Genomic DNA, 25,544 nt, shown 5'->3' with positions numbered 1-25,544 from the left:
GACCCTGACGGGTGTACAGGTCAGGCGAATCAATACGTCAAGGCCAATGCCTGATGCTGCCCATTCAGCAGTGCAGAAGCGGGCTCAGTGCAGCGCCGGATTGTCGGCTTCTGCATGTTCTTGATTGACTGGCGTCGGCCCAACGCTTTTGCTTTTTCGATAGCGCTTGTGCCTGGAGGGTGGATAATCATGAGCAAAGCGTCGAGCAATCATGCGACAAGCACGCTGGCGCTCGCGCCGGCAATTTCTGGCGACGCACTACCGGATATTCCCGGTGGGAGTGTCAATCTCCTGCCCGTGACCGCGCTGTCCCAGCCCTTGCGCTTGAGCGTGCTGCCCTGGCTCAACTCGCGTCCTACACCCGATACGCCCGAACGGCTCACGCTGTACTGGAACGATCAGCCAGTGGGCGAGAAGAGCTGGGATGACACCATTCGACCCGCCGATCTCTACATTGATGTTCCTGTAAGCTATCTCGTCGATGGCCAGGCCACCGTGACCTACGAGGTGCAAATCTACAACGGTGTGGTGACTGCGTCGCAGCCATTGCTTTTGACTGTTGATCGGATCGCACCGACACTGGGTGGGGACGAGGGCGAGCTGCAGTTCGACACTCATGAGGTAACGGAACGTTACCTGGAGCAACATGACGACATCCTGCTGGGCGCGGTACCGGCTTACGCGCAGGCCTCGGCGGGCGATAAGCTGATTTATTACTGGGACACGCGTCCGTTCGCCAATCAGAAGGCCGGTGAGCGCGAGCTGACCATCCACGATATTGGCAAGCCGCTGTTAATCGCCTTCGAAGGTGAGTTGATCCGCGAACGCGAAGACGGTGAGCGCTATGTGCATTACCAGATCCGCGATCGCGCCGGAAACCTGAGCCCACGTTCAAGGCCTGCCGTACTCAGCATTGCGGCGCTACCGGCCCCACGGATCCTGCCCGGACTGGATGTCGCACAGGCAGCCGGAGCAGGCGGTCGGCTCACGTTGAACCTGGATGACTTTTCCCCGCCATTGCTCGTCCAGGTGCCAGCCTGCGTGGTCATCTATCCTGAAGAGACCCTCACGGTGGAGTGGGGCATTCCCGGAAGTGCCGATTACTATTGCACGCGCACCGAGCATCCGAATGGTGAGCGCCATTACGAAATTCCCCTGGACAAAGTCCTGGCGCAAAGCAAGCGGACAATTCGCCTGGGCTACACCTTGGTCGAGGACGGGCGTACCAGCGTTTCCACCCCAATCGAGCTGACTGTCAAGGCGTTGTCCCGAGGCTTGCCCCAGCCCAGCCTGACGGGTGCCAGCGCAACCGGCTTCAGCCTGGCGACGGCACCTGCGAACGTGCCGATCACCCTAGGTACCTGGCCGTTCATACAGGCCGGGCAGCGAGTTTCCATCAGCGTCACGGGTGTGCTTGCGAATGGGGCTGAAGCGCCGTCCTATCACGTTCTTGTGGCCCATGCAGTGACCGAGCGGCAGGCTGAACATGGAATCGGCGTGGGCAATGAGGCCACCGTATCCAAGACGTTCCTGGCCGGCCTGAAGCGTCTCGAGCGCTTTACCACGGTCGCACAAGTCAGTTTCGATGACGGCGCCACATGGGTCAGATTCCCTGTCTTGAACCTGACCTTGCGCGACTGATCTGGGTCGATAGATCACTGCCGGGCTACGGGACTGGTGAGCTCGGCCGAGGTACCGCTGTAATCATTGATCGTGGTGAATCTGACCTCGAGGTCGTCCGCAGCGCTGAAGCTGCGCAGGGGGTACGACTGCCTGCCCAGTGGTGGCGCCATGTTGTTGGCGTTGACGCTTTCACTGGTACTGGCGCTGCTGACGACGACATTGTTGAAGGTGTAGTGGTACGGCGTAGGGTTATCCACCACAAGATGCGCTTTGCCCTCCACCATTTGCACCGACCAGGTCAGATCCTTGAGTCCGTCCTGGGGTGTCTTGCCGAGCATGCTTGGACGGTAGAACAGCTTGATACGCGTTCGCAGGGCAATGGTCAGGGCATTTTGTGCATCGCCAGGCTGGGTCTGCGGAATTTCCTGCAGATTGAAGTAGAACAGTGATTCGCGGTCTTGTGGCAAGTCATTGGGCAGGGCATTGATCTGCACACTCTGTTCTTTGCCTGGATCGATTCGGAACAGGCTGGGGGAGGCGACCAGCGCGACCGGAGTGGTTTGATCGTCCGCCTCGGTATTGACCCACGCCTGAGCCGCGAAGGTCCTGTCCGATGGGTTGGCGATGATCACCGACGCGCTGCGTTTGGCGCTGTCGTGAATGATTCGAGTGTGACTGATCGTCAGCGCGGCGTGAGCGCTCGACACACTGCCGAGCAGCAGCAAGCCGCAGGCGAGGCTGGTGAAAATGGGGGGCATGGAGCGCATGGGAGTCGACCGAAGCGATGGGTGAATCGACACCAGGCGCACGTATGCACCTGGTGATGCGGTTATGGCAGGGATACCACGAAGCTGACCTCAGCCTCCGCCAGGCCGTCGCCAACGGATGCTTGATACGACTCGTAGGCCGCGTAGAACCTCAGGTCGGTGGGGCGATTGTCATAGAGATCGTAGTCTTTGGATGCGGTGCCTGGGGTGATCTTGGCGCGCAGCTCGTCTTTGATCGACATGCCCAGCCCGGACGCACCCCCCTGACGGATCGCGTAGAGGTCAGTGCCGACCGAACCATGCAATGGCGTGAAGGTGATGCTGGCTTTGCTGTTGGGTGGAATGATGCACGTCGTATCAGGAGTGACGCGCAGGGCGAAGCTGACTTCCGGGGTGGAGACGCCCACTTTGGAGAAGTATTTGGTGGTGAAATTACCGAGCGTCACTCGCGGAATGACACTCCCACCAGGATTGACCACTTCGATCGGGCATGTGCCGCCAGCGTATACAGTCCCGTAGAAGTTGATTTGACCAGATTCGTCCGCTGCAAATGCGGTGCTGCTCGCCAATCCCAGAGCGAGTGTGAGTACAGTCCATTTCATGAGGAATTTCCTTCGTGTTGGTTCGCGCACGCCCGGTTGGATTGATCGCTCCGGAAGGCCAGGCAATGCGGGTTAGGGAGCGGCGAACACAGTAGCGAAGGGGAGGCTGAGTGTTATGTAGGAATAGTCAGTAGGACCCAGGGGATCTTTGGATGGCAAGGGGGTTATGGCGTGGTGTAACGACTTAGGTTTAGTACGAAAAACTGTGATACATGGTGATACAGCGTTGAAAACAGCCGGGGGCGCCTAGCCGGGGGCGTCCAGCCCGGATCGCCAGCCCGGTCGAAATGCTCACGTACTACAGTGCGCTCCGCTTTTTCGCCTGTTTTAGCGAGGCCGCCGTCGGCCTTGCCTGACCGTCGTCTCAGTACTGTTTATACAGACCCGAGCAGCGCTTTCTCTTGTTGCCAGTCAAAAGGTTCCCCTTGTTGCTCGGCCTCATGGCGGCGCTCTTCGAGTTGTTGGTAGAGATTCAACTCTTCATCGGGCATGAAGTGCAGGCAGTCGCCACCGAAGAACCACAGCAGGTCGCGCGGCACCAGATGAGCAATTTGCGGATAGCGTAGGAATATCTGGCAAATCAGTTCCTGGCCCAGGTATTGCGAATGCAGCGGGTCGCCTGGCAAGAGCGCCAACAGCTCGTCGAAGCGTTCGAGAAACAGCTGGTGGCTCTCCTCGGGTATAGACTGCGCATCGTCGAGGGCGACGAGAATAGTGCGCAGGTGTTGCAGCAATTGCATGTGGTATTCGAGGTTGGGAGTGAGCATCGACATAGACTCTGCTGCGAGAAAACCCTCGAGTATACGTAGGTAAATGGGGGGCGTGAAGGTCGCCATTGTCAACTGGCTGTTCTGTCAGTTGTCGCCCAGCGCCATGCCTGATTTGCTTGGAGCTCCTTTCTCGAGGATCAGCCCATGCCAAAACATAACGCTGAGCACGAATCGGCAAGTCCAACGACGGCTTCAGAGCTGCCAATCATCTATGTGACAATCACGCGCGATAGGCTCGACCGTGCGTGGGCTCAGTATGCTTCGCAACACGCCCTGGAGGTTACCGAGCGGGTTCACTATTACCGAACCGCCGAGAGTGGTACCTGGCAAGCGGGCTCTATAGCCGTCGGTGTCAGCATGATGGAATACGGCCAGCATGAAGTGACGCTGCGCAAGCGGATCCTTCAGGACAGCCTTTTCACCCTGAAGAGAGACTTCGGTCATGGCGGGCGACAAATTCAGGAGATGCGCGACACTTGGCCGCCTTCCGATACTCGTCTGTCGATCAAAGTGCCACTGGCTGACAGCTGTTTGCGTTACCAGTTGAATGAAGCCACTCAGCGCAACGAGCCGCCTGCGCTAAAACTACATTGGGCAGGTCGGCCAACTTACGAACGTTCGGACGGAAACTACAGCTGGTCCGCACTCATCGAGTATTACAACCGTAGCAAATGCTCCGTGCTTTATCCGATGGCTCCCTCTGCGAGTCCTTTGCTTCATCAGTTGCAAGGTGACTTCGTGGATCGCGCGGGGGAACTTGACATTCATTTCAACCTGCTCGATTCCCTTCCGCACGCCATCAGCGCCGATATGCCGCCGGCCACTACCGCCAGCGATCAGATCGTTATCTCATTCTTGGCACTGGTTTTTCCCGAAGTTGTTTTACCCGGTATGCCGCCTTTGCAACGACATTGGGTTGGGCAACTTTTCGTACCGCCATCGACGGCGAGTTACTCACACGGCGCGTTCTGGCCGGTTACCGGATACTTCGTCGCTGGTTATGACTCCATCGCGTCGCGGCACCGCCCGATCGATAGCAAGATCGAGCAGCTTCCATTGACCATCACTCCTGCCTTCCGGGTGGTCAGTGCCGGTGCCCAGAGGCAGGCGCTGGCCTTCGAGCCGGCTGGAGTCGTGGCTCAGTGCACGTTGGCGGCTGGAGCTGTGGGAGTGCTTGAGAACGTATCAGGGCAATGGTTCTATCAGCCAGCGCATGCCTCGGTCTCGGCAGCCATGCTTGAGGTGAACAACAAGACCAATGTCCCTGCAGTGATCCGCTCGTCAAAGGCGTTTCCACTCGCCGTGGACGTCGTCACTGCCAGGAGCGGTTCCCGAACTGCGAATTCTTCATTTCTGACGATCTATACGCAGCCTACGCATTACTTCAAGGCCCATGTGCAGGCTGGCAAGATACGCCTGACGCTGTGGTACACCAGTTTCGCAGGCCAGGCGGCCCAAGTTCCTGCCGAAAAGGTTAAGTGGGCGGTGAAATTCGGCAATGGCAGCGTAGATGCAGGCGGTGTGTTTACCGCTGCTGCCAGTCAGCCAACGCCTTACACCGTGGTGATGGCTGAGGATCCCGACGCCAACTACCTGTACTGGGCATACCTGGTAATGGCGGTGCCTGCTTTAGAGCCTGAAAGGATGGCGGAGTACATCAACTCATGAAGGGCGGGCCGCAGCCGCGCCCCTCTGCAATTTTCAGGTCAGCGCACCTGCCCAGGGGAATGGGCAATGGCCTGTTTGTCGAACGCATCGACGTCGATGACAATCCTGCGTGCCGCCTCCGTCTGTTTCAAGCGCTGGCCCTCACTCGCTGAGAGTGCGCCACTGTCCACTGCCGCATCGATCAGTGCCTGGCCGGGTAGCACCTTGACAGTGCCGTCCCTGACGGCTTGACGCAGCGACTTGTGCACAGATGCATTCTGATCCAGCAGATCACTGGCCCGCTGCAACGCTGCCACCGGATCCCCCTCGGCCTGCGGTCTGTAGCAACCGGCAAGGAGTTCTTCCAAGGCGGGATCACCTTTGCTGCGGCCGATCAACGCAGCCACTTCGGCATCCAGCTCATCGCTCGGTCCGGTGTGGCGACGGCCGAAGGGGAACACCAGCACGCGCAGCGCGCCGCCGACGAAGCGATTGGGGAAGTTGTCGAGCAACTGGTCCAGCGCATACTCGGCCTTGCCCAGGCTTTCTTCCATAGCCCAGCGCAGCAACGGCTGCATGTGCTCGGGTGAGCCGAGGTCGTGATAGCGCTTGAGCGCAGATGAAGACAGATACAGGTAGCTCAGCACATCGCCTAGGCGCGCGCTGAGACGCTCGCGGCGTTTCAGCGAGCCGCCCAGCAGCATCATCGACAGGTCGGCGAGCATGGCGAAGGCCGCAGCTTGGCGGTCGAGCGCGCGGAAGTAGCCCTGGCTCAGCGCATCGCCCGGCGCTCGCTCGAAGCGGCCCAGACCAAGGCTCAGGACCAGACTGCTGGCGGCATTACGGATGGCGAAGCCAACGTGCTGCATCAGCAGGGGATCGAATTCCTTGAGCGCCTGCTCGTGGTCCTCACGGCTGGCCAGCGCCATTTCTTTCAACACATAGGGATGGCAACGGATCGCGCCCTGACCGAAGATCATCAGGTTTCGCGACAGAATGTTCGCCCCTTCGACCGTGATGAAGATCGGCGCCCCCTGCCAGTTGCGACCCAGGTAGTTGTTCGGGCCCATGATGATGCCCTTGCCGCCGTGCACGTCCATGGCGTGCTGGATGCACTCGCGGCCCCGTTCGGTGAGGTGATACTTGAGAATGGCCGACAGCACCGAGGGCTTTTCGCCAAGGTCCACCGCCTTGGCGGTCAGCAGACGCGCGCTGTCCATCAGCCAGGCGTTGCCGCCGATGCGCGCCAGCGATTCCTGAATCCCTTCGAATGCGGCCAAAGGCACATTGAACTGTTCGCGGATGTTGGCGTACTGGCCAGTGACCAGGCTGGTGTACTTGGCCGCGCCGGTGCCCACGGCCGGCAGAGAAATGGAGCGGCCCACCGACAGACAGTTCATCAGCATCATCCAGCCCTTGCCGAGCATCTCCTGGCCGCCGATGAGGAAATCCAATGGCACGAACACGTCCTTGCCGCTGTTCGGGCCATTCATGAATGCGGCGCCCAGCGGCAAGTGGCGCTTGCCGATTTCCACGCCAGGAGTATCGGTGGGAATCAGCGCCAGGGTGATGCCCAGTTCTTCCTGATCGCCCAGAAGGTGCTCAGGGTCGTAGGCCTTGAACGCCAAGCCGAGCAGGGTGGCCACCGGACCCAGTGTGATGTAACGCTTTTCCCAAGTCAGGCGCAGGCCGATGACTTCTTCGCCCTGCCACTGGCCTTTGCAGATGATACCGGTGTCGGTCATGGCGCCGGCGTCGGAACCGGCGTGCGGGCCGGTGAGGGCGAAGCAGGGGATGTCTTCGCCGCGGGCCAGGCGCGGCAGGTAGTGGTTGCGCTGCGCTTCGGTGCCGTAGTGCAGCAGCAGTTCGGCCGGGCCGAGCGAGTTGGGCACCATCACCGTGGAGGCCAGGTCACCGCTGCGAGTCGCGAGCTTCATGGCCACTTGCGAGTGGGCGTAGGCCGAGAACCCTTTGCCGCCGAATTCCTTGGGAATGATCAGGGCGAAGAAGCCGTTTTCCTTGATGTGCTGCCAGGCTTGCGGTGGCAGGTCCATGTCCTGGCCGATCTGCCAGTCGCTGACCATGGCACAGAGCGCTTCGGTCGGGCCATCGATGAACGCCTGTTCTTCTGCCGTGAGGGTTGGGGCAGGGTAGGCGAGCAGGGTGTTCCAGTCGGGGCGACCGCTGAACAACTGACCATCCCACCATACGGTACCGGCGTCGATGGCTTCGCGTTCGGTCTGCGACATCGGCGGAAGCGTGCGCTGCACCCACTTGAAGGTCGGCGCGCTGACCGTCTTACGGCGCCAGTCCGGCAGCAGCAACAGTGCACCCACCGCGGCGATCAGCACCCACAGCAGCACTAGCAGCCACCCGGGCGCGGTGCTGAAGATGCCCATCAGCACGGTATACCCGGCCACTGCGGCCAGTACCTGCAGAGGCGACAACCGCCGATGCACGAGATAGGCGGTGCCGAGCACCAGTACAACCAGCCACAACAGCAACATACGTCTTTCCTCCGTGGAACCAGGGCGTAGAGCCGAAACCACAGAGCTTAGCCCGCTTGTGGTGGACGACCGTCATCTGTGCAGTGACAGGTTGTGTATCAGGGAGTTCGGTCCCAATCGTTGCCTCAGGTGTCCCGTACCTGCCAGCGGCCGAGCCTGACGATGGGGTACACTTCCAGCCTGCCCATTGAAAGGACGTCGGCATGTTGAAGATCTGGGGTCGTAAAAATTCGAGCAACGTACGCAAGGCCTTGTGGATTGCCCATGAGCTGGGCCTGACGTTCCAGTCCATCGATGCAGGCGGTGCGTTCGGTGTGGTCGATGATCCCCATTACCGCGACAAAAATCCCAATGGCCTGGTGCCGATGCTCGAAGACGGTGACCTGACGCTATGGGAGTCCAACGTCATCGTGCGCTACCTCTGTGCGCAGTATGGTGGCGAGCAAGGCTGGTATAGCGACAGTCCTGCGCAAAGGGCGCTGGCCGAGAAATGGATGGACTGGACCACCTCCAGCCTGGCCGGTGCGTTCAAGCCGCTGTTCTGGGGCCTGCTGCGCACCGCGCCAGAGCTGCGTGACTGGACGGCGATCGACGCCGCGCGTGAGCAATGCGCCCGCCTTCTGACGATCGCCGATCAGGCCCTGGCCCGGCAGCCATACCTCTCCGGTGCCCACATCGGTATGGGCGATATCCCACTGGGATGTTTCGCCTACGCCTGGTTCGGCCTGCCCATCGAACGGCCATCGATGCCGCATCTCGAAGCCTGGTACCAGCGCCTGCAAGCACGTGCGGCCTACCGCACGGCGGTGATGACCGAGCTGACCTGATCGAACACCTCGGCCAGTTCGATAGTCACTATCGATACGCGTGACTGTACTTGCGCGACATGGCGCAGCACCATGCTCGCACTCACGGCGCCGGCCAATTGCCCGGCGCCTTCTTTCTTTCCTGATTTGGTATCGGCCTGCTATGAGTTCTGCCCTGTCCATCCGACAGCTGACCAAGACCTACGGCAACGGCTTCCAGGCCCTAAAGGGCATTGATCTGGACGTTGCCGAAGGCGATTTTTTCGCATTGCTTGGCCCTAACGGCGCTGGCAAATCCACTACCATCGGTATCCTGTCGACGCTGGTCAACAAGACCAGTGGCTCCGTGAACGTATTCGGGCATGACCTGGATCGTGAACCGGCGGCGCTCAAGCGCAATCTGGGCGTGGTGCCGCAGGAGTTCAACTTCAACCAGTTCGAGAAGACCTTCGACATCGTCGTGACCCAGGCTGGTTACTACGGCATCAAGCCGGCGCTGGCCAAGGAACGTGCCGAGCAGTACCTCACTCAACTGGGACTGTGGGATAAACGCGATGTGCCGTCTCGCTCGCTCTCCGGCGGCATGAAGCGCCGCCTGATGATCGCCCGTGCGCTGATTCACGAACCGCGTCTGGTGATTCTCGACGAGCCTACTGCAGGCGTGGACATCGAACTGCGCCGCTCCATGTGGACGTTCCTCACCGAGCTGAACCAGAAAGGCGTGACCATCATCCTCACCACGCACTATCTGGAAGAGGCCGAGCAGCTGTGCCGCAACATCGGCATCATCGACCACGGCACCATCGTCGAGAACACCAGCATGCGCCAGCTGCTGGGCAAGCTGCATGTCGAAACGTTCCTGCTCGACCTCAAGCAGGACCTGCCTGCGGCCCCAACGCTACACGGCTACCCCTGCCGGTTGGTCACCCCGCACACCCTGGAAGTGCAGGTCGAGAAGGACATTGGCATCACTGCGTTGTTCGGCCAGCTGGCACTGCAGAACATCGAAGTGCAGAGCCTGCGCAACAAGACCAATCGGCTGGAGGAACTGTTCGTGTCACTGGTGGAAAAGAACCTGTCGAAGGTGGCCGTATGAGCGTGGAACTGAGCACCAACTGGGTCGCCCTCAATACCATCGTATATCGCGAGATACGCCGTTTTCTGCGTATCTGGCCGCAGACCTTGCTGCCGCCGGCGATCACCATGGTCTTGTACTTCGTCATCTTCGGGAACCTGATCGGCCGGCAGATCGGCGACATGGGCGGCTTCACGTACATGGAGTACATCGTGCCTGGGTTGATCATGATGTCGGTGATCACCAACGCCTATGGCAACGTGGTGTCGAGCTTCTTCGGCGCCAAGTTCCAGCGCTCGATCGAAGAACTGATGGTTTCGCCGGTATCGCCGCACACCATCCTCATCGGTTATGTACTGGGCGGTGTGCTGCGTGGGCTGGCAGTGGGCATCATCGTTACTTTGCTGTCGTTCTTCTTCACCCATCTGCAGGTGCATCACCTGGGCGTGACGATCGTCGTGGTGCTACTGACAGCGACCATCTTTTCGCTGCTGGGCTTCGTCAACGCTGTGTTCGCGCGTAATTTCGACGACATTTCGATCATTCCGACCTTCGTGCTGACGCCCCTGACCTACCTGGGCGGCGTGTTCTACTCGATCAAGCTGCTGCCGCCGTTCTGGCAGACCGTGTCGCTGGCCAACCCGGTCCTGCACATGGTCAACTCGTTCCGCTACGGCATCCTCGGCGTTTCCGACATCCAGATCGGCACGGCCATCACCTTCATGCTGCTGGCCACCGTGGTGCTCTACGTGCTGTGCATCCGCTTGCTGGTGGGCGGCCGCGGCATGCGTGCGTGATGCTGTGCCCTTGCGCCGGCGCCATTGCCGGCCCACCCACCAGCGCCAATACAGCAGCGTGGTGCAGTAGCCCAGCAGGCCCAGCACCACGGCGCATACCAGGGAGCCGAGCAGGAAGGGCTGCCACAGGGTCGCGAGCTGACTGCTGACCCAGTCGACGGTGATTTCATCGGGCAGGGTGCGGGGTGGCACGTCCAGCAACCAGGTGCCGGTCATGTAGGTGACGAAGAACACCGGCGGCATGGTCAGTGGGTTGGTCAGCCAGACCAGGCTCACCGCAATGGGCAGGTTGCCGCGTAGCGGTATCGCCAGTGCCGCAGCCAGCAGCATTTGCAGCGGCATGGGTATCAGCGCCGCGAACAGTCCGACACCCATGGCACGCGATACCGAATGACGGTTGAGGTGCCAGAGGTTGGGATCGTGCAGCAGGCGACCGAAGAACCGTAAGCTCTTGTGTTCGCGAATGCTGGTCGGATCTGGCATGTAGCGCTTGAACAGACGACGCGGCATGGGGGCTCCCGGCAGGCAAGTGGCCCAGTATGCCGACATCCTGCAATGTCCTCGTTCAGAGTTTGTGACAATTGATAAGCAGGCAGTTCATCCCCATGGGCTATTGCTGAAGGGCTTTGTCTAGGAGCTCGACGCGATGCGCACATGGATGATGGCGCTGGCCGCAGGTCTGTTGAGCCTGCGTTTTCTACCCGTTTTGCCTGCAAGTGGCGCGCTAGCCGCCTTGCTGCTGGTCGCCGCCATTTGCCTGTGGCGCCGGCACGCCGTGGTTGCCTGCGTGTTGCTCGGGTTCTGCTGGGCTTGTTGGTCAGCCCAGCAGGCGCTGGTCGACCGTTTGTCGGCAGACCTCGATGGGCGCACCCTGTGGCTCGAAGCAACGGTGATCGGCTTGCCTGCACACACCCCCAACGGCGTGCGCTTCGAGGTCGAGCAGGCGCAGTCTCGTCGTGCAGCGTTGCCCGCGCGGCTGCAACTGAGCTGGTTCAGTGGCCCGCCCGTGGCCGCTGGCGAGCGCTGGCGCCTGGCGGTTTCGCTCAAGCGTCCACAGGGCCTGCTCAACCCCCATGGCGCGGATCGCGAGGCCACTCTGCTGGCCAGGCGCATCGGCGCTTCCGGCACGGTCAAAGCCGGTGAACGTCTGAGCGCTCAGTCGAGCAGTTGGCGCAACGCGTTGCGCCAGCGTCTGCTCGGTGTCGATGCGCTGGGGCAGCAGGCATTGCTCAGCGCCCTGGTGCTCGGGGACGGCAGTGGCATCAGTGCCGAGCAATGGCAGGTGGTGCGCGATACCGGCGCCGTGCATCTGCTGGTGATCTCCGGTCAGCATATCGGCCTGCTCGCAGGGCTGGTATACGGGCTGGTAGCGATGCTGGCGCGCCTGGGCCTGTGGCCAGTGCGCCTGCCGTGGCTGACCTGGGCCTGCGTTCTGTCGCTCAGCGCAGCGCTGGGCTACGGCTGGCTGGCCGGATTTCAGGTGCCGGTGCAGCGCGCCTGTCTGATGCTTGCCGTGGTGCTGGTCTGGCGCCTGCACTTTCGACAATTGCCGGCCAGCGTTCCGTTGCTGCTGGCGCTCAACGGTGTGCTGTTGTTCGAGCCGCTGGCCAGCTTGTTGCCAGGGTTCTGGCTGTCGTTCGGCGCTGTCGCCACGCTGATTTACTGCTTTGCCGGGCGCCTGGGTGGCTGGCGACCCTGGCAGGCCTGGACGCGTGCGCAGTGGGTGATTGCCGTAGGCCTGCTGCCGCTGTTGCTGGCATTGGGGCTGCCGGTCAGCCTGAGCGCACCGTTGGCCAATCTGTTGGCCGTGCCTTGGGTGAGCCTGGTGGTGTTGCCGCTGACGCTGCTCGGCACCGCCTTGATCTGGCTGCCGGGTGTCGGCGAAGGGCTGCTATGGCTGGCAGGCGGCGCATTGTGGGGCTTGTTCGAAACGCTTGCCCTGATCGCCCAGTGGCGTCCGGCCTGGCTGCCGGCAGCGTTGCCATGGAGTAACTGGCTGCTTGTCGCCCTCGCCGCATGGCTGATCCTGCTGCCCCGTGGGCTGCCCCTGCGTGTTCCCGGCGCGCTGATGCTGCTGGCACTGTGGCCACGCCTGGACTCGGTAGCGCACGGAGAAGCCGAGGTGCTGCAACTGGACGTCGGCCAAGGGCTGGCAGTGCTTGTGCGCACCCGACATCACTCCCTGCTGTATGACGCCGGGCCGTCGTTCGGCGAAGTCGATCTGGGTGAGCAGGTCGTGTTGCCGACCTTGCGCAAGTTGGGCGTCGACAAGCTCGACCTGCTGCTGATCAGCCACGCCCACGCCGACCACGCCGGCGGTGCCCTGGCGATCCGGCGCGTGCTGCCGGTGGCGCGAGTGGTGAGCGGCGAACCGACAGCGGTGGCGCCCGCCCTGGGGGCGCAGCCTTGCGTGAGCGATGAAGCCTGGGAGTGGGACGGTGTGCACTTTTCCTTATGGCAGTGGGCCGGGGCCGACAGCAGTAACGAGCGCTCTTGCGTACTGCGGGTCGAAGCGGCAGGCGAGCGCTTGCTGCTGGCCGGAGACATCGAACGTGGCGCCGAGCAGGCTTGGTTGGCGCGGCCGGAAGCTGCGCAGGTCGACTGGCTGCAGGCCCCCCACCATGGCAGTCGAAGCTCTTCCACTGGCGCGTTCCTGCGTGTGTTGTCACCCCGCGGCGTATTGATTTCCCGTGGCCGTGGCAACAGCTTCGGTCATCCCCATGCGCAGGTGCTGGCGCGCTATCGCCACTTGGGCATGGCCATTCACGATACAGCGCTGGAGGGGGCGCTACGGCTGCGCTTGGGACGGCACGGGCAGGTCAGCGGGCAACGCCAGCAACGGCGCTTCTGGCGCGAGCCTGTGGCTGGCAGTGCAGCGTCGCCCTGATTCGAACGTGCTTCGGTCACGCCGTTGCCGCGACTTCCGGCAGGCCAGCGGCGCGCCGACCTATGGTAAAGTGGCGGCCTTTTTTCAGGGGGTGCCTAACGTGTGGGAATTGGTCAAGTCGGGCGGTTGGATGATGCTGCCGATCATTCTGAGTTCCATCGCTGCCATGGCGATCGTCGTGGAGCGGTTGTGGACCTTGCGCGCCAGCCGTGTCACGCCCCCCCACCTGCTCGGTCAGGTGTGGATGTGGATCAAGGACAAGCAACTGACCAGCGACAAGCTCAAGGCGCTGCGGGCTGACTCGCCGCTGGGGGAAATTCTCGCGGCGGGGCTGGCCAACTCCCGGCACGGCCGGGAAATCATGAAAGAATGCATCGAGGAAGCGGCGTCGCGGGTGATCCATGAACTGGAGCGCTACGTCAGCACCCTCGGCACCATCGCTGCCATGGCTCCGCTGCTGGGGCTGCTGGGCACGGTGCTGGGCATGATCGACATCTTCAGCGCCTTCATGGGCTCGCAGATGACCGCCAACGCCTCCGTACTCGCCGGCGGTATCTCCAAGGCGCTGGTCACCACCGCCGCAGGCCTGATGGTGGGTATTCCGGCGGTGTTCTTCCACCGTTTCCTGCTGCGCCGCATCGATGAGCTGGTGGTGGGCATGGAGCAGGAAGCGATCAAGCTGGTGGAAGTGCTGCAGGGTGATCGCGAAGTGGAAATCAGCGGAGCCAAAGCGTGAAGTTCCGGCGCAATCGCCAGCGCGAGAATGTCGACATCAACCTGGCCTCGCTGATCGACGTGGTCTTCGTGCTGCTGCTGTTCTTCGTCGTCACCACCACGTTCACCCGCGAGAACCAGCTGCGTGTCGAATTGCCCGAGTCGGTAAGCGCCACTGCGGCGCCGGCGGGGCAGGAGCGTCTGGTGGAAATCACCATCAGCGCCGAGGGTGTGTATTCGGTCAACAACAACCTGCTGCCCAAGAGCGATCTTGCCACCCTGACCGAGGCCGTGCAGCGTGCCTCTGGCGGTGATAACACGTTGCCGCTGCTGATCAGTGCTGACGGCAAGACCCCGCATCAGGCCGTGGTGACTGCGATGGACGCAGCCGGCAAGCTGGGCTTCAGCCAGCTGCGCATGACCACGGTCGAGGCGGCGCAGGAGGCGCCTTGATGGCCTTCTCCGACCGCATTTTGCACGCCTGGTACGCCGGGCATCCGGCCCTTGCGCTGCTGCGGCCGCTCGAGGCGTTGTATCGCCGTGTGGTCAACGCCAGGCGTGACGCCTTCGTGTCCGGCGCGCGGCCTGGTTACCGTGCCCCGGTGCCAGTGATCGTGGTCGGCAATATCACCGTCGGCGGCACGGGCAAGACGCCGATGATTCTCTGGCTGATCGAACACTGCCGCCGGCGCGGCTTGCGCGTGGGTGTGGTCAGCCGCGGCTATGGCGCCAAGCCGCCGTCCCTGCCTTGGCGGGTGGAGGCCGGGCAGGGTGCCGAGCAGGCGGGCGACGAGCCATTGCTGATCGTGCGTCGCACCGGCGCGCCACTGGTGATCGACCCCGACCGCTCCAGGGCCGTGCAGGCGTTGCTCGCTGCGCAACCGCTCGACCTGATCCTCTGCGACGACGGCCTGCAGCACTACCGCCTGGCGCGGGACCTGGAGCTGGTGCTGATCGATGCCGCGCGGGGCCTGGGCAACGGCCGTTGTCTGCCGGCCGGACCTCTGCGTGAACCAGCCGAGCGTCTGGCCGAAGTCGATGCCGTACTGTGCAACGGCGCCAGCACGGACTCTGCGACCGGTTTCGCCTTCCAGCTCATGCCCAGCGCCCTGGTCAACCTGCGCAGCGGTGAGCGCCGGGCGCTCGATCATTTTCCACCTGGCCAGGCGCTGCACGCCGTGGCGGGTATCGGCAATCCTCAGCGTTTCTTCAATACCTTGCAGGCGCTAGACTGGCAGCCACTGCCGCATCCTTTCGCCGATCATGCCCAGTTCAGCCGCGAGGCGCTCAGTTTCAGCCCCTCGCTGCCGTTGGTCATGACCGAAAAGGATGCGGTCAAATGCCAGGCCTTCGCCGCCGATGACTGGTGGTATCTGGCGGTCGAGGCGCAGCCCAGTGCGGCCTTCACCGCCTGGTTCGATGACCAATTGCAACGCCTGCTGTGAATCCTTTTTCTTTTCCGGCCAACGCCTCCCAGGACCCTTTCATGGACACCAAACTGCTCGACATTCTGGCTTGCCCGATCACCAAGAGCCCCCTCAAGCTCAGCACCGACAAGACCGAGCTGATCAGCAAGAGCGCGGGCCTCGCCTACCCGATTCGCGACGGCATTCCGGTGATGCTGGAAAGCGAAGCACGCACCCTGACCGACGAGGAGCGCCTGGACAAATGAGCCTTGATTTCACTGTCGTCATTCCTGCTCGCCTGCGTTCCACCCGCCTGCCAGGCAAGCCGCTGCTGCTGATCGCCGGCAAGCCCATGGTTCAGCACGTCTGGGAACAGGCGCGCAAAAGCGCGGCGGCACGCGTGGTGATCGCCACCGACGATCAGGGCATCCTCGATGCCTGCCTGGCGTTTGGCGCCGAGGCCGTGATGACCCGCGTCGATCACGAGTCAGGCACCGATCGCCTGGCCGAAGTGGCCGCACTGCTGGGCCTGGCAGATGACGCCATCGTGGTCAACGTGCAAGGCGACGAGCCGCTGATTCCGCCGGTGATCATCGATCAGGTGGCGACCAACCTGGCCGCCCACCCGGAAGCGGGTATCGCCACCCTGGCTGAAGCCATCGATGAGCCGCATAGCGTGTTCAATCCCAATGCGGTCAAAGTCGTCAGCGACAAGAACGGCCTGGCGCTGAGCTTCAGCCGTGCGCCGCTGCCCTGGGCGCGTGATGCGTTCGCCAAAGACCGCGAGCATCTGCCCGAAGGTGTGCCGTATCGCCGCCACATCGGCATGTACGCCTATCGTGTGGGCTTCTTGCAGGACTTCGTGACCTGGGGGCCATGCTGGTTGGAGCAGGCCGAATCCCTGGAGCAACTGCGCGCCTTGTGGCATGGCGTGCGCATCCACGTGGCCGATGCCTTGGAAGCGCCGGCGGTGGGCGTCGATACCCAGGAAGACCTCGAGCGCGTTCGGCGCCTGCTGGAGCACTGATGCGCATTCTGTTCGTCTGCCTGGGCAACATCTGCCGTTCGCCCACCGCCGAAGGCGTCATGCGCCAGCAGCTGGAGCGCGCGGGGTTGGCCAGGCGGGTCGAGGTGGCCTCGGCCGGCACCGGCGACTGGCATGTCGGCAACGCGCCTGACAGTCGCACCAGTCGCGCCGCGCTGGCCCGTGGCTACGACCTGTCGCGCCAGCGCGCGCAGCAGGTCAAGGCAGAGGATTTCGCCGAGTACGATCTGATCCTGGCGATGGATTCGAGCAACCTGCGTGATCTGCAAGCCTTGCGACCGGCCAACGCCAGCGCTGAGCTCGATCTGTTCCTGCGCCGCTATGGCGTCGCAGTCGAGGACGTTCCTGATCCGTACTATGGCGGCGCTGACGGCTTCGAGCAGGTTCTCGATCTGATCGAGGCGGCCTGCGCGAGCCTGCTCGACGAAATCAAGGGGCGGTCATGACTGCGGCCTGGCAGGAGCAAGCGTCGCTCAAGGCGCTCAACACCTTTGGCATCGATGTCGCCGCACGCTATCTGGTGCGCGCCAGTAGCGACGATGGCATTCGCCAGGCCCTGGCGGCAGCAGCGCAGCGCGACCTGCCGGTGCTGGTGCTGGGCGGCGGCAGCAACCTGTTGCTGACCCGTGATGTCGATGCGCTGGTCCTGCAAATCGCCAGCCGCGGCCGGCGTGTGCTGGGTGATGTCGATCAGCGCGTGGTGGTCGAAGCCGAGGCGGGAGAGCCTTGGCATCCTTTCGTGCTGTGGAGCATCGCCCAAGGCCTGTGCGGCCTTGAGAACCTCAGCCTGATACCCGGCACCGTCGGCGCCGCACCGATGCAGAACATCGGCGCCTATGGGGTGGAAATAAAGGATGTGTTCGCCGGACTTAGCGCGCTTGATCGACAGACTGGAGAGGTGCGCGAGTTCAGCCTTGAAGAGTGCGCCTTCGCCTACCGTGACAGTGTGTTCAAGGCCAGTCCCGGTCGCTGGTTGATTCTGCGGGTGCGCTTCGCGCTGAGCCGTACGCTCGATCCGCACCTCGACTACGGGCCAGTGCGCCAGCGGCTGCTTGAGCGCGGTATCCAACAGCCGACGGCCCAGGCCATCAGCGACGCCATCTGCAGCATCCGCCGCGAGAAGCTGCCTGATCCGGCAGTGCTGGGCAACGCTGGCAGCTTCTTCAAGAACCCTGTGGTGTCCGCCGAGTGCGCCGAGCGCTTGCGCGTCGCTTATCCAGGTCTGGTGGCCTATCCGCAGGGCCCTGCAGAGGTCAAGCTCGCCGCTGGTTGGCTGATCGAGCAGGCAGGCTGGAAAGGCTATCGCGAGGGCGATGCCGGTGTTCACCAGCAGCAGGCCTTGGTGCTGGTCAACCATGGTCACGCTACAGGTGCCCAGTTGCATGCCCTGGCCCGCAAGATTCAGGCCGATATCCGTGCTCGCTTTGGCGTCGAGTTGGAGATGGAGCCGAATCTCTACTGACACCCTGGTCTGGGTCGAGCGGCCATTGGACAGCGTGTCTAGTCCTGAAATAGGTTTACACCTATTCAGGTAGGCCGACAGGCCTCAAACGCTCGATGCACCGCATCGGGCGTTTTGTTTTTCAGGGCCATATGGGGCCGTTCTGTGTTGTAGATCTGCACTGCCTCATCAACCATCTGCCTCGCCTGCTCAAGATCTTCAGGGCTGCTCACCAGCAGCTCCATTTTGAGGATTCCGTTGATTCGCTCGGCCAGCGCGTTCTGGTAGCAGTCATACCCATCAGTCATGGAGCACTGAACATCGTGCTGCTGGTGCAGTGACTGGTACAGCGCCGAGCAATATTGGATGCCTCGATCCGAATGATGGACTAACCCCTGGCGACGACGTCGCTTTCGTAACGCCAGCTTAAAGGCTTGCGCCACTGACTCGGCATGCAGAGTTTCGTGGACGTGATGACCAACAATTTTCCTGGAGTACGCATCCGTTACCAGGCTCAGGTACATCGGGCCGTTACGTGCGGGCAGATACGTAATGTCAGCAACCCAGACGTGCTCCGGCCTTGTCGGAACGACTTGGCTTGGACCGGGCTTGAGTAAGTTGGGGTGGCGATAGAAGCGATGAAGGCTCTGTGTTGTCTTGTGGAATGCCCGTTTGGGCATCACCAGCAAACGGCGCTCTCGCAAGACCTGGAACAGCCTATCTCGGCCAACCTGGAATCGTTTGTCAGGCTGGCAATGCAGCAGATAGTGCAGCTTGCGTGTACCCAGCCGAGGCTGGCGCATTCGGATGTGCTGAACGAACTCAACCACCTGATCTGCCTGGCGCTCTTTGCCATCAGCAGCTCGGTTGCGCTTGTAGTAGGCCTGTCGACTAATGCCTAGAAACTGACAAGCCCTGGCAATGCTCAGTCCTGCGACTTGACCTTGCGATAGGACTTGCCGGATCGCTTTTTTACGACCGAGACACCATAGTCATTCTTCAGCACATCAACGACCGTTTCAAAGAACTAGGCCTTTTGGCTCATCAGCTCAAGCTGCTGCTCAAGCTCTTTGATCCGCTGCTCTGGAGTGAGCGTTTTGGGGTCAGACATCGCGCAGCTCCTCTCGGCCCGGATCGACGCCCCTTGGCTCCAATCCTGCCGACCATGCTTACGCAACCATACCAGAACCGTCGACCGCCCCTGGATGCCGTACCGCACCTGGGCCTGCTTGTAGGTCAGTTCGCCTTTTTCAATCTGATCAACCACCGTCAATTTAAAAGACAGTGAGTAATCACGTTGTGTGCGCTTTACACCTTGCTCCATCTGACTCTCCGGAAATTCGGGATGGGAGGTGTAAACCTTATTCAGGACGGGACAGCGCCCAACAAAAAGCCCCGCCAGTTCGCACTGGCGGGGCTTTTTGTTCAGGCGGTCAGATCAACCGTGATGCGGTTTGTCTGCATCGATCGATTGGTCAGCCTGAGCCTGAGCAGCGGCAGCAGCTGCAGCGGCTTCCGCCTCGCGCTTGCGGCGACGCACTTCACGTGGGTCGTTCGGCGCACGGCCATTGGACAGCATCACTGTGGCAGGCTCGGCGGCAGGTGCCTGCTCGACCACCGACTCAACGGCGGCGGGCGCTTGCTCGGCACTTTCAGTGACTGCCTCGGCAGGGACTGCGACCGCCGACTCGCGTGCCGCTACCGCTTGCTCAGCGGCCACTGCAGGTGCTGGCTCGCTCACTGCCTGGGCCTGAACTGCCTCGACTGCCTCGGTAGCTGGGACTGGCTGTTCTGCCGCGACCGCTGGCTCGATCTCACCGCCTTCGGCTGCCGGAGCTGCTTCTACCGCTTCGCGGGTGCGTTGCGGCGCATGCTCGACCACCGGAACGGCATCGGCGACAACCTCGGCTGCCGGCTCGTGCTGCACTTGCTCGACCACAGGGGCGATGGACGCGGCTTCAGCCTGTTGGGATGCTTCTCCAGCCTGGGGCGCTTCGACGGTCTGCTCGACGGTTTCGGTAGCGCGCTCGGCTTGCTGTTGCGCCTGGGCTTCGGCGTCGGCGCTGACCTGGCTGCTGGCGACCGCCGCGGTGACCGCCAGGCCGGCAGCCAGTTCGGCGCCCAGCGGCGAGGCCTGGTGCTGCTGCGCCGGCTGCTCGGAAGAGGCTGCTGCTTGGGTTTCGCCTTCCTCTTCGCCTTCGATCAGCTCGCCATTGGCATTGCGCTGACGCTCACGGCGGTTGCTGCGGCGACGCTGCCCACGGGAGCGACGGCGCGGACGCTCGTCGTCACCGTTGTCCTGATCGGCCTGGGACTCATCAGCGGCCTCGGTAGAGGCTTGCTCGTCACTGGCCTCGGCAGCCTGCTCGACAGCGCGCGGCTGACGCTCTTCACGCTGGGCACGTTGCTGACGCTCTTCGCGAGGCGCACGCTCTTCCTGCTTGGCAGGCGCTTCGGTGACGGCTGCTACTTCGACCTGGGCAGCGTCGTTTTGTACGACTTCAGTCGACAACACTTCAGTTGGCACGACTTCGCTCACGGCGACGACGGCTTCCTGAGGTGCACGCTCTTCGCGAGGTGCGCGTTCTTCGCGGCTGGCACGGCCTTCACGCGGTGCACGCTCTTCGCGAGGAGTGCGTTCTTCACGACCTTCGCGCGGGGTGCGTTCTTCGCGCGGGGCGCGCTCGTTACGCGGTGCACGCTCTTCGCGAGGTGCACGTTCTTCACGTGGCGCACGCTCTTCGCGGCTGGCTGCGGCGGCAGGTGCGGCGTCCAGTGGCTCGCGCAGTTCGCGCACGGGGCGATCTTCACGGTTGCCACGGCGATCTTCGCGGGGTTGGCGGGCTGCACGCTCTTCACGCGGTGCGCGTTCTTCACGTGGTGCACGTTCTTCGCGGGATGCGCGCTCTTCACGTGGCTGGCGCTCTTCACGGGCGGGTCGCTCGCTGCGCTCTTCACGCGGCTTGCGCTCTTCGTCGCGGCGGTTGCCGCGATTGCGGCTCTGTTGACGGCCGTTGCGACGTTCTTCGTTACGCTGTGCACGCTCGTTGGTGGCCGGTTTTTCCGGGCTGGCGACCGGTGCCGGCGCAGGTTCTTCCTTGGCGGCGAACAGGCTGACCAGCGACTTCACCAGGCCTTTGAACAGGCTTGGCTCTGGCGCCACGTGGGCCACAGGGGCGGGGGCGGCTGGCTGTTCTTCCGGAGTGCTCGGTACCGGCGCACTGGTACGTGGCGGAGCGGTCTTGACCGCAGCTTCCTGCCGCACCAGGGTGCGCGTGGCGGCTTGCGGCTGAACTTCTTCGGTCTCGCTGGTGGCGATCTCGTAACTGGACTGGTTGCTCAGCACTTCCGGGTTGTCATCGCGCAGGCGCTGGACTTCGAAGTGCGGCGTTTCCAGGTGATCGTTCGGCAGGATGATGATGCGGGCTCGGGTGCGCAGTTCGATCTTGGTGATCGAGTTGCGCTTTTCGTTGAGCAGGAAAGCTGCGACCGGAATCGGCACCTGGGCGCGTACTTCGGCGGTGCGGTCTTTCAGGGCTTCTTCTTCGATCAGGCGCAGAATGGCCAGCGACAGCGACTCGACGTCACGGATGATGCCGGTGCCCGAGCAGCGTGGGCAGACGATGCCGCTGCTTTCGCCCAGCGAAGGGCGCAGGCGCTGACGGGACATTTCCAGCAGGCCGAAGCGCGAGATGCGTCCGACCTGAACGCGAGCACGGTCGGCTTCAAGGGCCTCACGGACACGCTCTTCCACAGCGCGTTGATTCTTCGCCGGGCTCATGTCGATGAAGTCGATGACGATCAGGCCGCCGATGTCACGCAGGCGCAACTGACGGGCGATCTCTTCGGCTGCTTCCAGGTTGGTCTGCAGCGCGGTTTCTTCGATGTCGCTGCCTTTGGTGGCCCGTGCCGAGTTGATGTCGATGGACACCAGGGCTTCGGTCGGGTCGATGACGATGGAGCCGCCGGAGGGGAGTTCGACCACGCGCTGGAAGGCGGTCTCGATCTGGCTTTCGATCTGGAAGCGGTTGAACAGCGGTACGCTGTCTTCGTACAGCTTCACCTTGCTGGCGTACTGTGGCATGACCTGACGGATGAAGGTCAGGGCTTCTTCCTGGGCCTCGATGCTGTCGATCAGCACTTCGCCAATGTCCTGACGCAGGTAGTCACGGATCGCGCGGATGATCACGTTGCTTTCCTGATAGATCAGGAACGGCGCGTTGCGGTCGAGGGAGGCTTCCTTGATGGCGGTCCACAGCTGCAGCAGGTAGTCGAGGTCCCACTGCATTTCTTCGCTGCTGCGGCCCAGGCCTGCAGTGCGCACGATCAGACCCATGTCGGCGGGAACGGTCAGGCCGTTGAGGGCCTCACGCAGCTCGTTGCGCTCTTCGCCTTCGATACGGCGGGAGATGCCGCCGGCACGTGGGTTGTTGGGCATCAGCACCAGGTAACGACCGGCCAGGCTGATGAAGGTGGTCAGGGCGGCACCCTTGTTGCCACGTTCTTCTTTCTCGACCTGAACGATGACTTCCTGGCCTTCGCTCAGGACTTCCTTGATGTTGACGCGGCCTTCGGGGGTCTTCTTGAAGTACTCGCGGGAAATTTCCTTGAGGGGCAGGAAGCCGTGGCGTTCCGAGCCGAAGTCGACGAAGGCGGCTTCGAGGCTGGGCTCGATGCGGGTGATACGGCCTTTGTAGATATTGGCCTTTTTCTGCTCGCGGGCGCCGGACTCGATGTCCAGGTCGTAGAGACGCTGGCCATCTACCAGAGCTACACGCAACTCTTCGGGTTGAGTTGCGTTGATCAGCATTCTTTTCATGTTGTACCGTCGGTTTCCGGGCTGCCGGAAACGGCGTTCGGCACACACGACTTTCCATGGTCGGTGCCAAGGTGCGACAAGGGTAGCGAGCTACCCCCGTGTCCAGCGATATTCGGCACCAGCCGGTTGCCCAGCCTGCCGTGATCGCGACGACGCGTCCTGATTGCTGTGGTGCCACTTGGCCTGGGTTCAACCCTACAGGCCGGGGCGTGGGCGATAAGTGCTCGCGTGTCGATCAGGCTCCGTCGAAGCCAGGCCCGAAACACAGGGCAGGCCTGCGAATTCGCGTTGTGTTGCCTGGTTCCAACTCGCCGGATCGTTGCTGGGCGACGTCTCGAACAAACCCTGTGCACTCAGTCAGGAGGAGGAATCAACCGTCGGCCGTGGACGCCAGTAGGCTTTGGAAGAAAAGTGCCTGCGCGACGATCATGCTGCGTTGAAAACAGGCTCGGAATGCTCATTTGCAATCAGCAAACTCCGCTTCCTCGCCTGTTTTCGCCTTGCCTGATCGTCGCTCGACGACTTTCCGTACAAACCCTGGGCATCTGCTACACAGTCCGGCGGCTATGCATCTCCACCCTGCACGTATCCCTGAAAGTTCGGGTGCTGCCGCGCGCTGAATCCGCAACGGGTTGCATTTTTCGCCAGCTCCGGTTCGAGAGCTGACGCCATTTCATGTCCAAGGCAGGTATTTCCGAAGCGCTCGCCGGGCGTTGCAGGAAGGCGACGCGGCGGGCAGAGGGGATAGGTCGAAAAAAATCGGGAAGCAGGCATGACACCACGCTTGTCGTTATTTTCGGGCTTCTCTACTCAGCGCTGGCGGCGATTCCAGGCAGTTCATGTAGCTGGCGAACACCCCGTAGGACGGCCTCGCGTCCTCGAGAATTGCGTAAAGTCAGGGGCTTGCATCGAGCCATATGCCGCTGACCTACCGCTTTTGGCGGCGTTCGCGACTATAGCAGCAATGATTAAGTGCTTCAATTGCATCAAAAATTGTTATCATCGCGGCATGACAACCAATACCCCCCCGACTTCCGGCGTCCAGCTGATTGAAGTTCCGCCGGAGCTTGCCGGCCAGCGCATCGACAATTTCCTCATCACTGCATTGAAGGGCGTGCCCAAGACGCTGGTGTATCGCATCCTGCGCAAAGGTGAAGTGCGCGTCAACAAGGGGCGCATCAAGCCCGAGTACAAGCTGCAGGCCGGTGACATCGTTCGCGTGCCTCCGGTACGCCTGCCCGAGCGCGATGCGCCGGCACCCGTGGCGCAAGGCCTGTTGCAGCGGCTGGAAGCGGCGATCGTGCATGAGGACAAGGCGCTGATCGTCATGAACAAGCCTGCGGGTATCGCCGTGCATGGCGGCAGTGGCCTGAGCTTCGGGGTCATCGAGGCGCTGCGTCAGTTGCGTCCCGATGCCAAGGAGCTGGAGCTGGTGCATCGCCTTGACCGTGACACTTCGGGGCTGCTGATGATCGCCAAGAAACGCAGCATGCTCCGTCATCTGCACGCGGCGTTGCGCGGCGATGGCGTCGACAAGCGCTATATGGCCCTGGTGCGCGGCCACTGGCCAACCTCGAAGAAACAGATCAATGCGCCGTTGCTCAAGAGCAACCTGCGCTCGGGTGAGCGCATGGTCGAGGTCAATGACGAAGGCAAGGAGGCACTGACGCTGTTCCGCGTGCTGCGCCGCTTTGGTGAATTCGCCACTATCGTCGAGGCGCGACCGATCACCGGGCGGACCCATCAGATTCGTGTGCATGCACTGCACGCCGGGCACATGATCGCCGGTGACAGCAAGTACGGCGATGAAGATTTCTCGCGAGAAATCCGCGATCTGGGCGGCAAGCGCCTGTTTCTGCATGCCTATGCGCTGACGGTGCCGTTGCCTGATGGCGGCGAACTGAAGCTGGAAGCACCGGTGGATGAGGTCTGGGCTGCCACGGTGGAGCGATTGAGTGCGACGTGATTACGAGCTGCTCATCTTCGATTGGGATGGCACCCTGGCCGATTCCATAGGCCGCATCGTCCAGGCCATGGCTGAGGCGGCTGACCGCGCTGGCCAGCCGCGCAGTGCCGATGAGGCCGTCAAAGGCATTATCGGCCTTGCCTTGAGCGAGGCCATCGCCACGCTGTATCCGCATCTGGATGCTGCAGCGGTCGACGCCTTCCGTCAGCACTATGCCCAGGTCTACGTCGAGCTCGATCGCCAACCCTCGCCGCTGTTCGACGGGGTAGTGGAGTCGCTTGAGGCTTTTCGTGCACAGGGCTACCGTATGGCGGTTGCCACCGGCAAGGCTCGTCGCGGTCTCGACAGGGTGCTCAAGGCCAATGGCTGGGAGCATTATTTCGACATCACTCGCGCTGCCGACGAAACCCGTGGCAAACCGCATCCGCTGATGCTCGAGGAAATTCTCGCCCATTGCGGCATGTCGCCCGGCCAGGCGCTGATGGTCGGCGACTCGGCGTTCGACCTGCAGATGGCCAGCAATGCCGGCATGCATTCGGTAGCGGTGGGCTATGGCGCCATGTCGCTCCAGGCGCTGGCGCAGTTCGGTCCGCAGGTATGCATCAGTCATTTTTCTCAATTGCGCGACTGGCTGGCTGGTCGTGCGCCGGTTCCACTCCAAGGTAGGTGAGC

20 protein-coding genes and 2 pseudogenes are annotated in these 25,544 nt (G+C 62.3%); 15 read left to right on the top strand and 7 right to left on the bottom strand.

Annotation, left to right across the window (positions count from 1 at the left end):
* Nucleotides 1-189: 189 nt before the first annotated feature.
* Entirely contained in the window at nt 190-1,641 is a 1,452-nt protein-coding gene (locus LK03_RS20675) for a hypothetical protein (protein ID WP_240478633.1), read from the top strand.
* Between the two features lie 14 nt (nt 1,642-1,655).
* On the opposite strand, the gene LK03_RS20670 is transcribed toward LK03_RS20675, so the two are convergent.
* From LK03_RS20670 to LK03_RS20660, 3 genes are all read right to left on the bottom strand, one after another.
* On the bottom strand, nt 1,656-2,381 hold the full coding sequence (locus LK03_RS20670) for a fimbrial biogenesis chaperone (protein ID WP_081951684.1): 726 nt from the start codon (nt 2,379-2,381) through the stop codon (nt 1,656-1,658).
* Nucleotides 2,382-2,452: 71 nt separating this feature from the next.
* Nucleotides 2,453-2,992 carry a fimbrial protein gene (locus tag LK03_RS20665; protein WP_038414390.1) on the bottom strand — a complete coding sequence of 180 codons (540 nt, stop codon included), beginning with the start codon at nt 2,990-2,992 and terminating at the stop codon, nt 2,453-2,455.
* Between the two features lie 374 nt (nt 2,993-3,366).
* Nucleotides 3,367-3,759 (bottom strand): PA2817 family protein, encoded by a 393-nt coding sequence (locus LK03_RS20660; protein WP_038414864.1) that lies wholly within the window; start codon nt 3,757-3,759, stop codon nt 3,367-3,369.
* A 147-nt stretch (nt 3,760-3,906) separates the two neighbouring features.
* Here LK03_RS20660 and LK03_RS21650 point away from each other — a divergent pair, with 147 nt between their 5' ends.
* Entirely contained in the window at nt 3,907-5,430 is a 1,524-nt protein-coding gene (locus LK03_RS21650) for a hypothetical protein (RefSeq protein WP_049870580.1), read from the top strand.
* Between the two features lie 38 nt (nt 5,431-5,468).
* On the opposite strand, the gene LK03_RS20650 is transcribed toward LK03_RS21650, so the two are convergent.
* Complete coding sequence (locus tag LK03_RS20650; protein ID WP_038414389.1) at nt 5,469-7,916, bottom strand: acyl-CoA dehydrogenase; 2,448 nt, start codon at nt 7,914-7,916, stop codon at nt 5,469-5,471.
* Between the two features lie 203 nt (nt 7,917-8,119).
* Here LK03_RS20650 and LK03_RS20645 point away from each other — a divergent pair, with 203 nt between their 5' ends.
* The 3 genes from LK03_RS20645 (at nt 8,120) to LK03_RS20635 (ending at nt 10,594) form a co-directional block, all read left to right on the top strand.
* Nucleotides 8,120-8,743 (top strand): glutathione S-transferase, encoded by a 624-nt coding sequence (locus tag LK03_RS20645; RefSeq protein ID WP_038414388.1) that lies wholly within the window; start codon nt 8,120-8,122, stop codon nt 8,741-8,743.
* Nucleotides 8,744-8,885: 142 nt separating this feature from the next.
* On the top strand, nt 8,886-9,818 hold the full coding sequence (locus LK03_RS20640; RefSeq protein ID WP_038414387.1) for an ABC transporter ATP-binding protein: 933 nt from the start codon (nt 8,886-8,888) through the stop codon (nt 9,816-9,818).
* The gene (locus LK03_RS20635; protein WP_038414386.1) at nt 9,815-10,594 is read left to right on the top strand and encodes an ABC transporter permease; all 780 of its coding nucleotides are present in this window, start codon (nt 9,815-9,817) and stop codon (nt 10,592-10,594) included. Before LK03_RS20640 ends, LK03_RS20635 begins: the two co-directional genes overlap by 4 nt.
* 9 nt (nt 10,595-10,603) lie before the next feature.
* Here the strand turns inward: LK03_RS20635 and LK03_RS22095 are convergent.
* Nucleotides 10,604-11,104: pseudogene (locus LK03_RS22095) on the bottom strand (DUF2062 domain-containing protein); the annotation flags it as partial.
* Nucleotides 11,105-11,240: 136 nt separating this feature from the next.
* Between LK03_RS22095 and LK03_RS20630 the strand changes: the two are divergent.
* The 8 genes from LK03_RS20630 (at nt 11,241) to murB (ending at nt 18,108) form a co-directional block, all read left to right on the top strand.
* Nucleotides 11,241-13,481, top strand: a complete 2,241-nt coding sequence (locus LK03_RS20630; protein WP_038414385.1) for a DNA internalization-related competence protein ComEC/Rec2 — start codon at nt 11,241-11,243, stop codon at nt 13,479-13,481.
* A gap of 100 nt (nt 13,482-13,581) precedes the next feature.
* The gene (locus LK03_RS20625; RefSeq protein WP_038414862.1) at nt 13,582-14,217 is read left to right on the top strand and encodes a MotA/TolQ/ExbB proton channel family protein; all 636 of its coding nucleotides are present in this window, start codon (nt 13,582-13,584) and stop codon (nt 14,215-14,217) included.
* Complete coding sequence (locus tag LK03_RS20620) at nt 14,214-14,648, top strand: ExbD/TolR family protein (protein WP_038414384.1); 435 nt, start codon at nt 14,214-14,216, stop codon at nt 14,646-14,648. Before LK03_RS20625 ends, LK03_RS20620 begins: the two co-directional genes overlap by 4 nt.
* Nucleotides 14,648-15,640 (top strand): tetraacyldisaccharide 4'-kinase, encoded by a 993-nt coding sequence (lpxK, locus tag LK03_RS20615; RefSeq protein ID WP_038414382.1) that lies wholly within the window; start codon nt 14,648-14,650, stop codon nt 15,638-15,640. The genes LK03_RS20620 and lpxK overlap by 1 nt, the downstream gene beginning before the upstream one ends.
* Before the next feature lie 41 nt (nt 15,641-15,681).
* Nucleotides 15,682-15,867, top strand: a complete 186-nt coding sequence (locus LK03_RS20610) for a Trm112 family protein (protein WP_038414380.1) — start codon at nt 15,682-15,684, stop codon at nt 15,865-15,867.
* Nucleotides 15,864-16,628 (top strand): 3-deoxy-manno-octulosonate cytidylyltransferase, encoded by a 765-nt coding sequence (gene kdsB, locus LK03_RS20605; protein WP_038414379.1) that lies wholly within the window; start codon nt 15,864-15,866, stop codon nt 16,626-16,628. Before LK03_RS20610 ends, kdsB begins: the two co-directional genes overlap by 4 nt.
* Entirely contained in the window at nt 16,628-17,092 is a 465-nt protein-coding gene (locus LK03_RS20600; protein WP_038414378.1) for a low molecular weight protein-tyrosine-phosphatase, read from the top strand. Before kdsB ends, LK03_RS20600 begins: the two co-directional genes overlap by 1 nt.
* The gene (gene murB / locus LK03_RS20595) at nt 17,089-18,108 is read left to right on the top strand and encodes a UDP-N-acetylmuramate dehydrogenase (protein WP_038414374.1); all 1,020 of its coding nucleotides are present in this window, start codon (nt 17,089-17,091) and stop codon (nt 18,106-18,108) included. Before LK03_RS20600 ends, murB begins: the two co-directional genes overlap by 4 nt.
* Nucleotides 18,109-18,173: 65 nt before the next feature.
* On the opposite strand, the pseudogene LK03_RS22090 reads toward murB, so the two are convergent.
* Both LK03_RS22090 and rne read right to left on the bottom strand, forming a co-directional pair.
* Nucleotides 18,174-19,411, bottom strand: a pseudogene (locus LK03_RS22090) (IS3 family transposase).
* Nucleotides 19,412-19,525: 114 nt separating this feature from the next.
* Complete coding sequence (rne, locus tag LK03_RS20580) at nt 19,526-22,906, bottom strand: ribonuclease E (protein ID WP_038414372.1); 3,381 nt, start codon at nt 22,904-22,906, stop codon at nt 19,526-19,528.
* A 1,009-nt stretch (nt 22,907-23,915) separates the two neighbouring features.
* Here rne and rluC point away from each other — a divergent pair.
* Both rluC and LK03_RS20570 read left to right on the top strand, forming a co-directional pair.
* Entirely contained in the window at nt 23,916-24,872 is a 957-nt protein-coding gene (gene rluC, locus LK03_RS20575) for a 23S rRNA pseudouridine(955/2504/2580) synthase RluC (RefSeq protein WP_038414371.1), read from the top strand.
* Complete coding sequence (locus LK03_RS20570) at nt 24,862-25,542, top strand: HAD family hydrolase (protein ID WP_038414370.1); 681 nt, start codon at nt 24,862-24,864, stop codon at nt 25,540-25,542. Before rluC ends, LK03_RS20570 begins: the two co-directional genes overlap by 11 nt.
* The last annotated feature ends 2 nt before the right edge of the window (nt 25,543-25,544 follow it).

The organism is Pseudomonas cremoricolorata, from assembly GCF_000759535.1.
In the GTDB taxonomy this organism is placed as follows: domain Bacteria; phylum Pseudomonadota; class Gammaproteobacteria; order Pseudomonadales; family Pseudomonadaceae; genus Aquipseudomonas; species Aquipseudomonas cremoricolorata_A.
This window is presented reverse-complemented; position numbering and strand designations above follow the sequence as displayed.

Excerpts from the sequence above, each read along its gene's own strand:
- murB (WP_038414374.1), top strand. The coding sequence starts at position 17,089 with ATGACTGCGGCCTGGCAGGAGCAAGCGTCGCTCAAGGCGCTCAACACC.
- LK03_RS20600 (WP_038414378.1), top strand. The coding sequence starts at position 16,628 with ATGCGCATTCTGTTCGTCTGCCTGGGCAACATCTGCCGTTCGCCCACC.
- rluC (WP_038414371.1), top strand. The coding sequence starts at position 23,916 with ATGACAACCAATACCCCCCCGACTTCCGGCGTCCAGCTGATTGAAGTT.
- LK03_RS20665 (WP_038414390.1), bottom strand. The coding sequence starts at position 2,992 with ATGAAATGGACTGTACTCACACTCGCTCTGGGATTGGCGAGCAGCACC.
- LK03_RS20645 (WP_038414388.1), top strand. The coding sequence starts at position 8,120 with ATGTTGAAGATCTGGGGTCGTAAAAATTCGAGCAACGTACGCAAGGCC.
- LK03_RS20660 (WP_038414864.1), bottom strand. The coding sequence starts at position 3,759 with ATGCTCACTCCCAACCTCGAATACCACATGCAATTGCTGCAACACCTG.
- LK03_RS20610 (WP_038414380.1), top strand. The coding sequence starts at position 15,682 with ATGGACACCAAACTGCTCGACATTCTGGCTTGCCCGATCACCAAGAGC.
- LK03_RS21650 (WP_049870580.1), top strand. The coding sequence starts at position 3,907 with ATGCCAAAACATAACGCTGAGCACGAATCGGCAAGTCCAACGACGGCT.
- LK03_RS20675 (WP_240478633.1), top strand. The coding sequence starts at position 190 with ATGAGCAAAGCGTCGAGCAATCATGCGACAAGCACGCTGGCGCTCGCG.
- LK03_RS20640 (WP_038414387.1), top strand. The coding sequence starts at position 8,886 with ATGAGTTCTGCCCTGTCCATCCGACAGCTGACCAAGACCTACGGCAAC.
- LK03_RS20670 (WP_081951684.1), bottom strand. The coding sequence starts at position 2,381 with ATGCCCCCCATTTTCACCAGCCTCGCCTGCGGCTTGCTGCTGCTCGGC.
- LK03_RS20635 (WP_038414386.1), top strand. The coding sequence starts at position 9,815 with ATGAGCGTGGAACTGAGCACCAACTGGGTCGCCCTCAATACCATCGTA.
- rne (WP_038414372.1), bottom strand. The coding sequence starts at position 22,906 with ATGAAAAGAATGCTGATCAACGCAACTCAACCCGAAGAGTTGCGTGTA.
- kdsB (WP_038414379.1), top strand. The coding sequence starts at position 15,864 with ATGAGCCTTGATTTCACTGTCGTCATTCCTGCTCGCCTGCGTTCCACC.
- lpxK (WP_038414382.1), top strand. The coding sequence starts at position 14,648 with ATGGCCTTCTCCGACCGCATTTTGCACGCCTGGTACGCCGGGCATCCG.
- LK03_RS20650 (WP_038414389.1), bottom strand. The coding sequence starts at position 7,916 with ATGTTGCTGTTGTGGCTGGTTGTACTGGTGCTCGGCACCGCCTATCTC.
- LK03_RS20630 (WP_038414385.1), top strand. The coding sequence starts at position 11,241 with ATGCGCACATGGATGATGGCGCTGGCCGCAGGTCTGTTGAGCCTGCGT.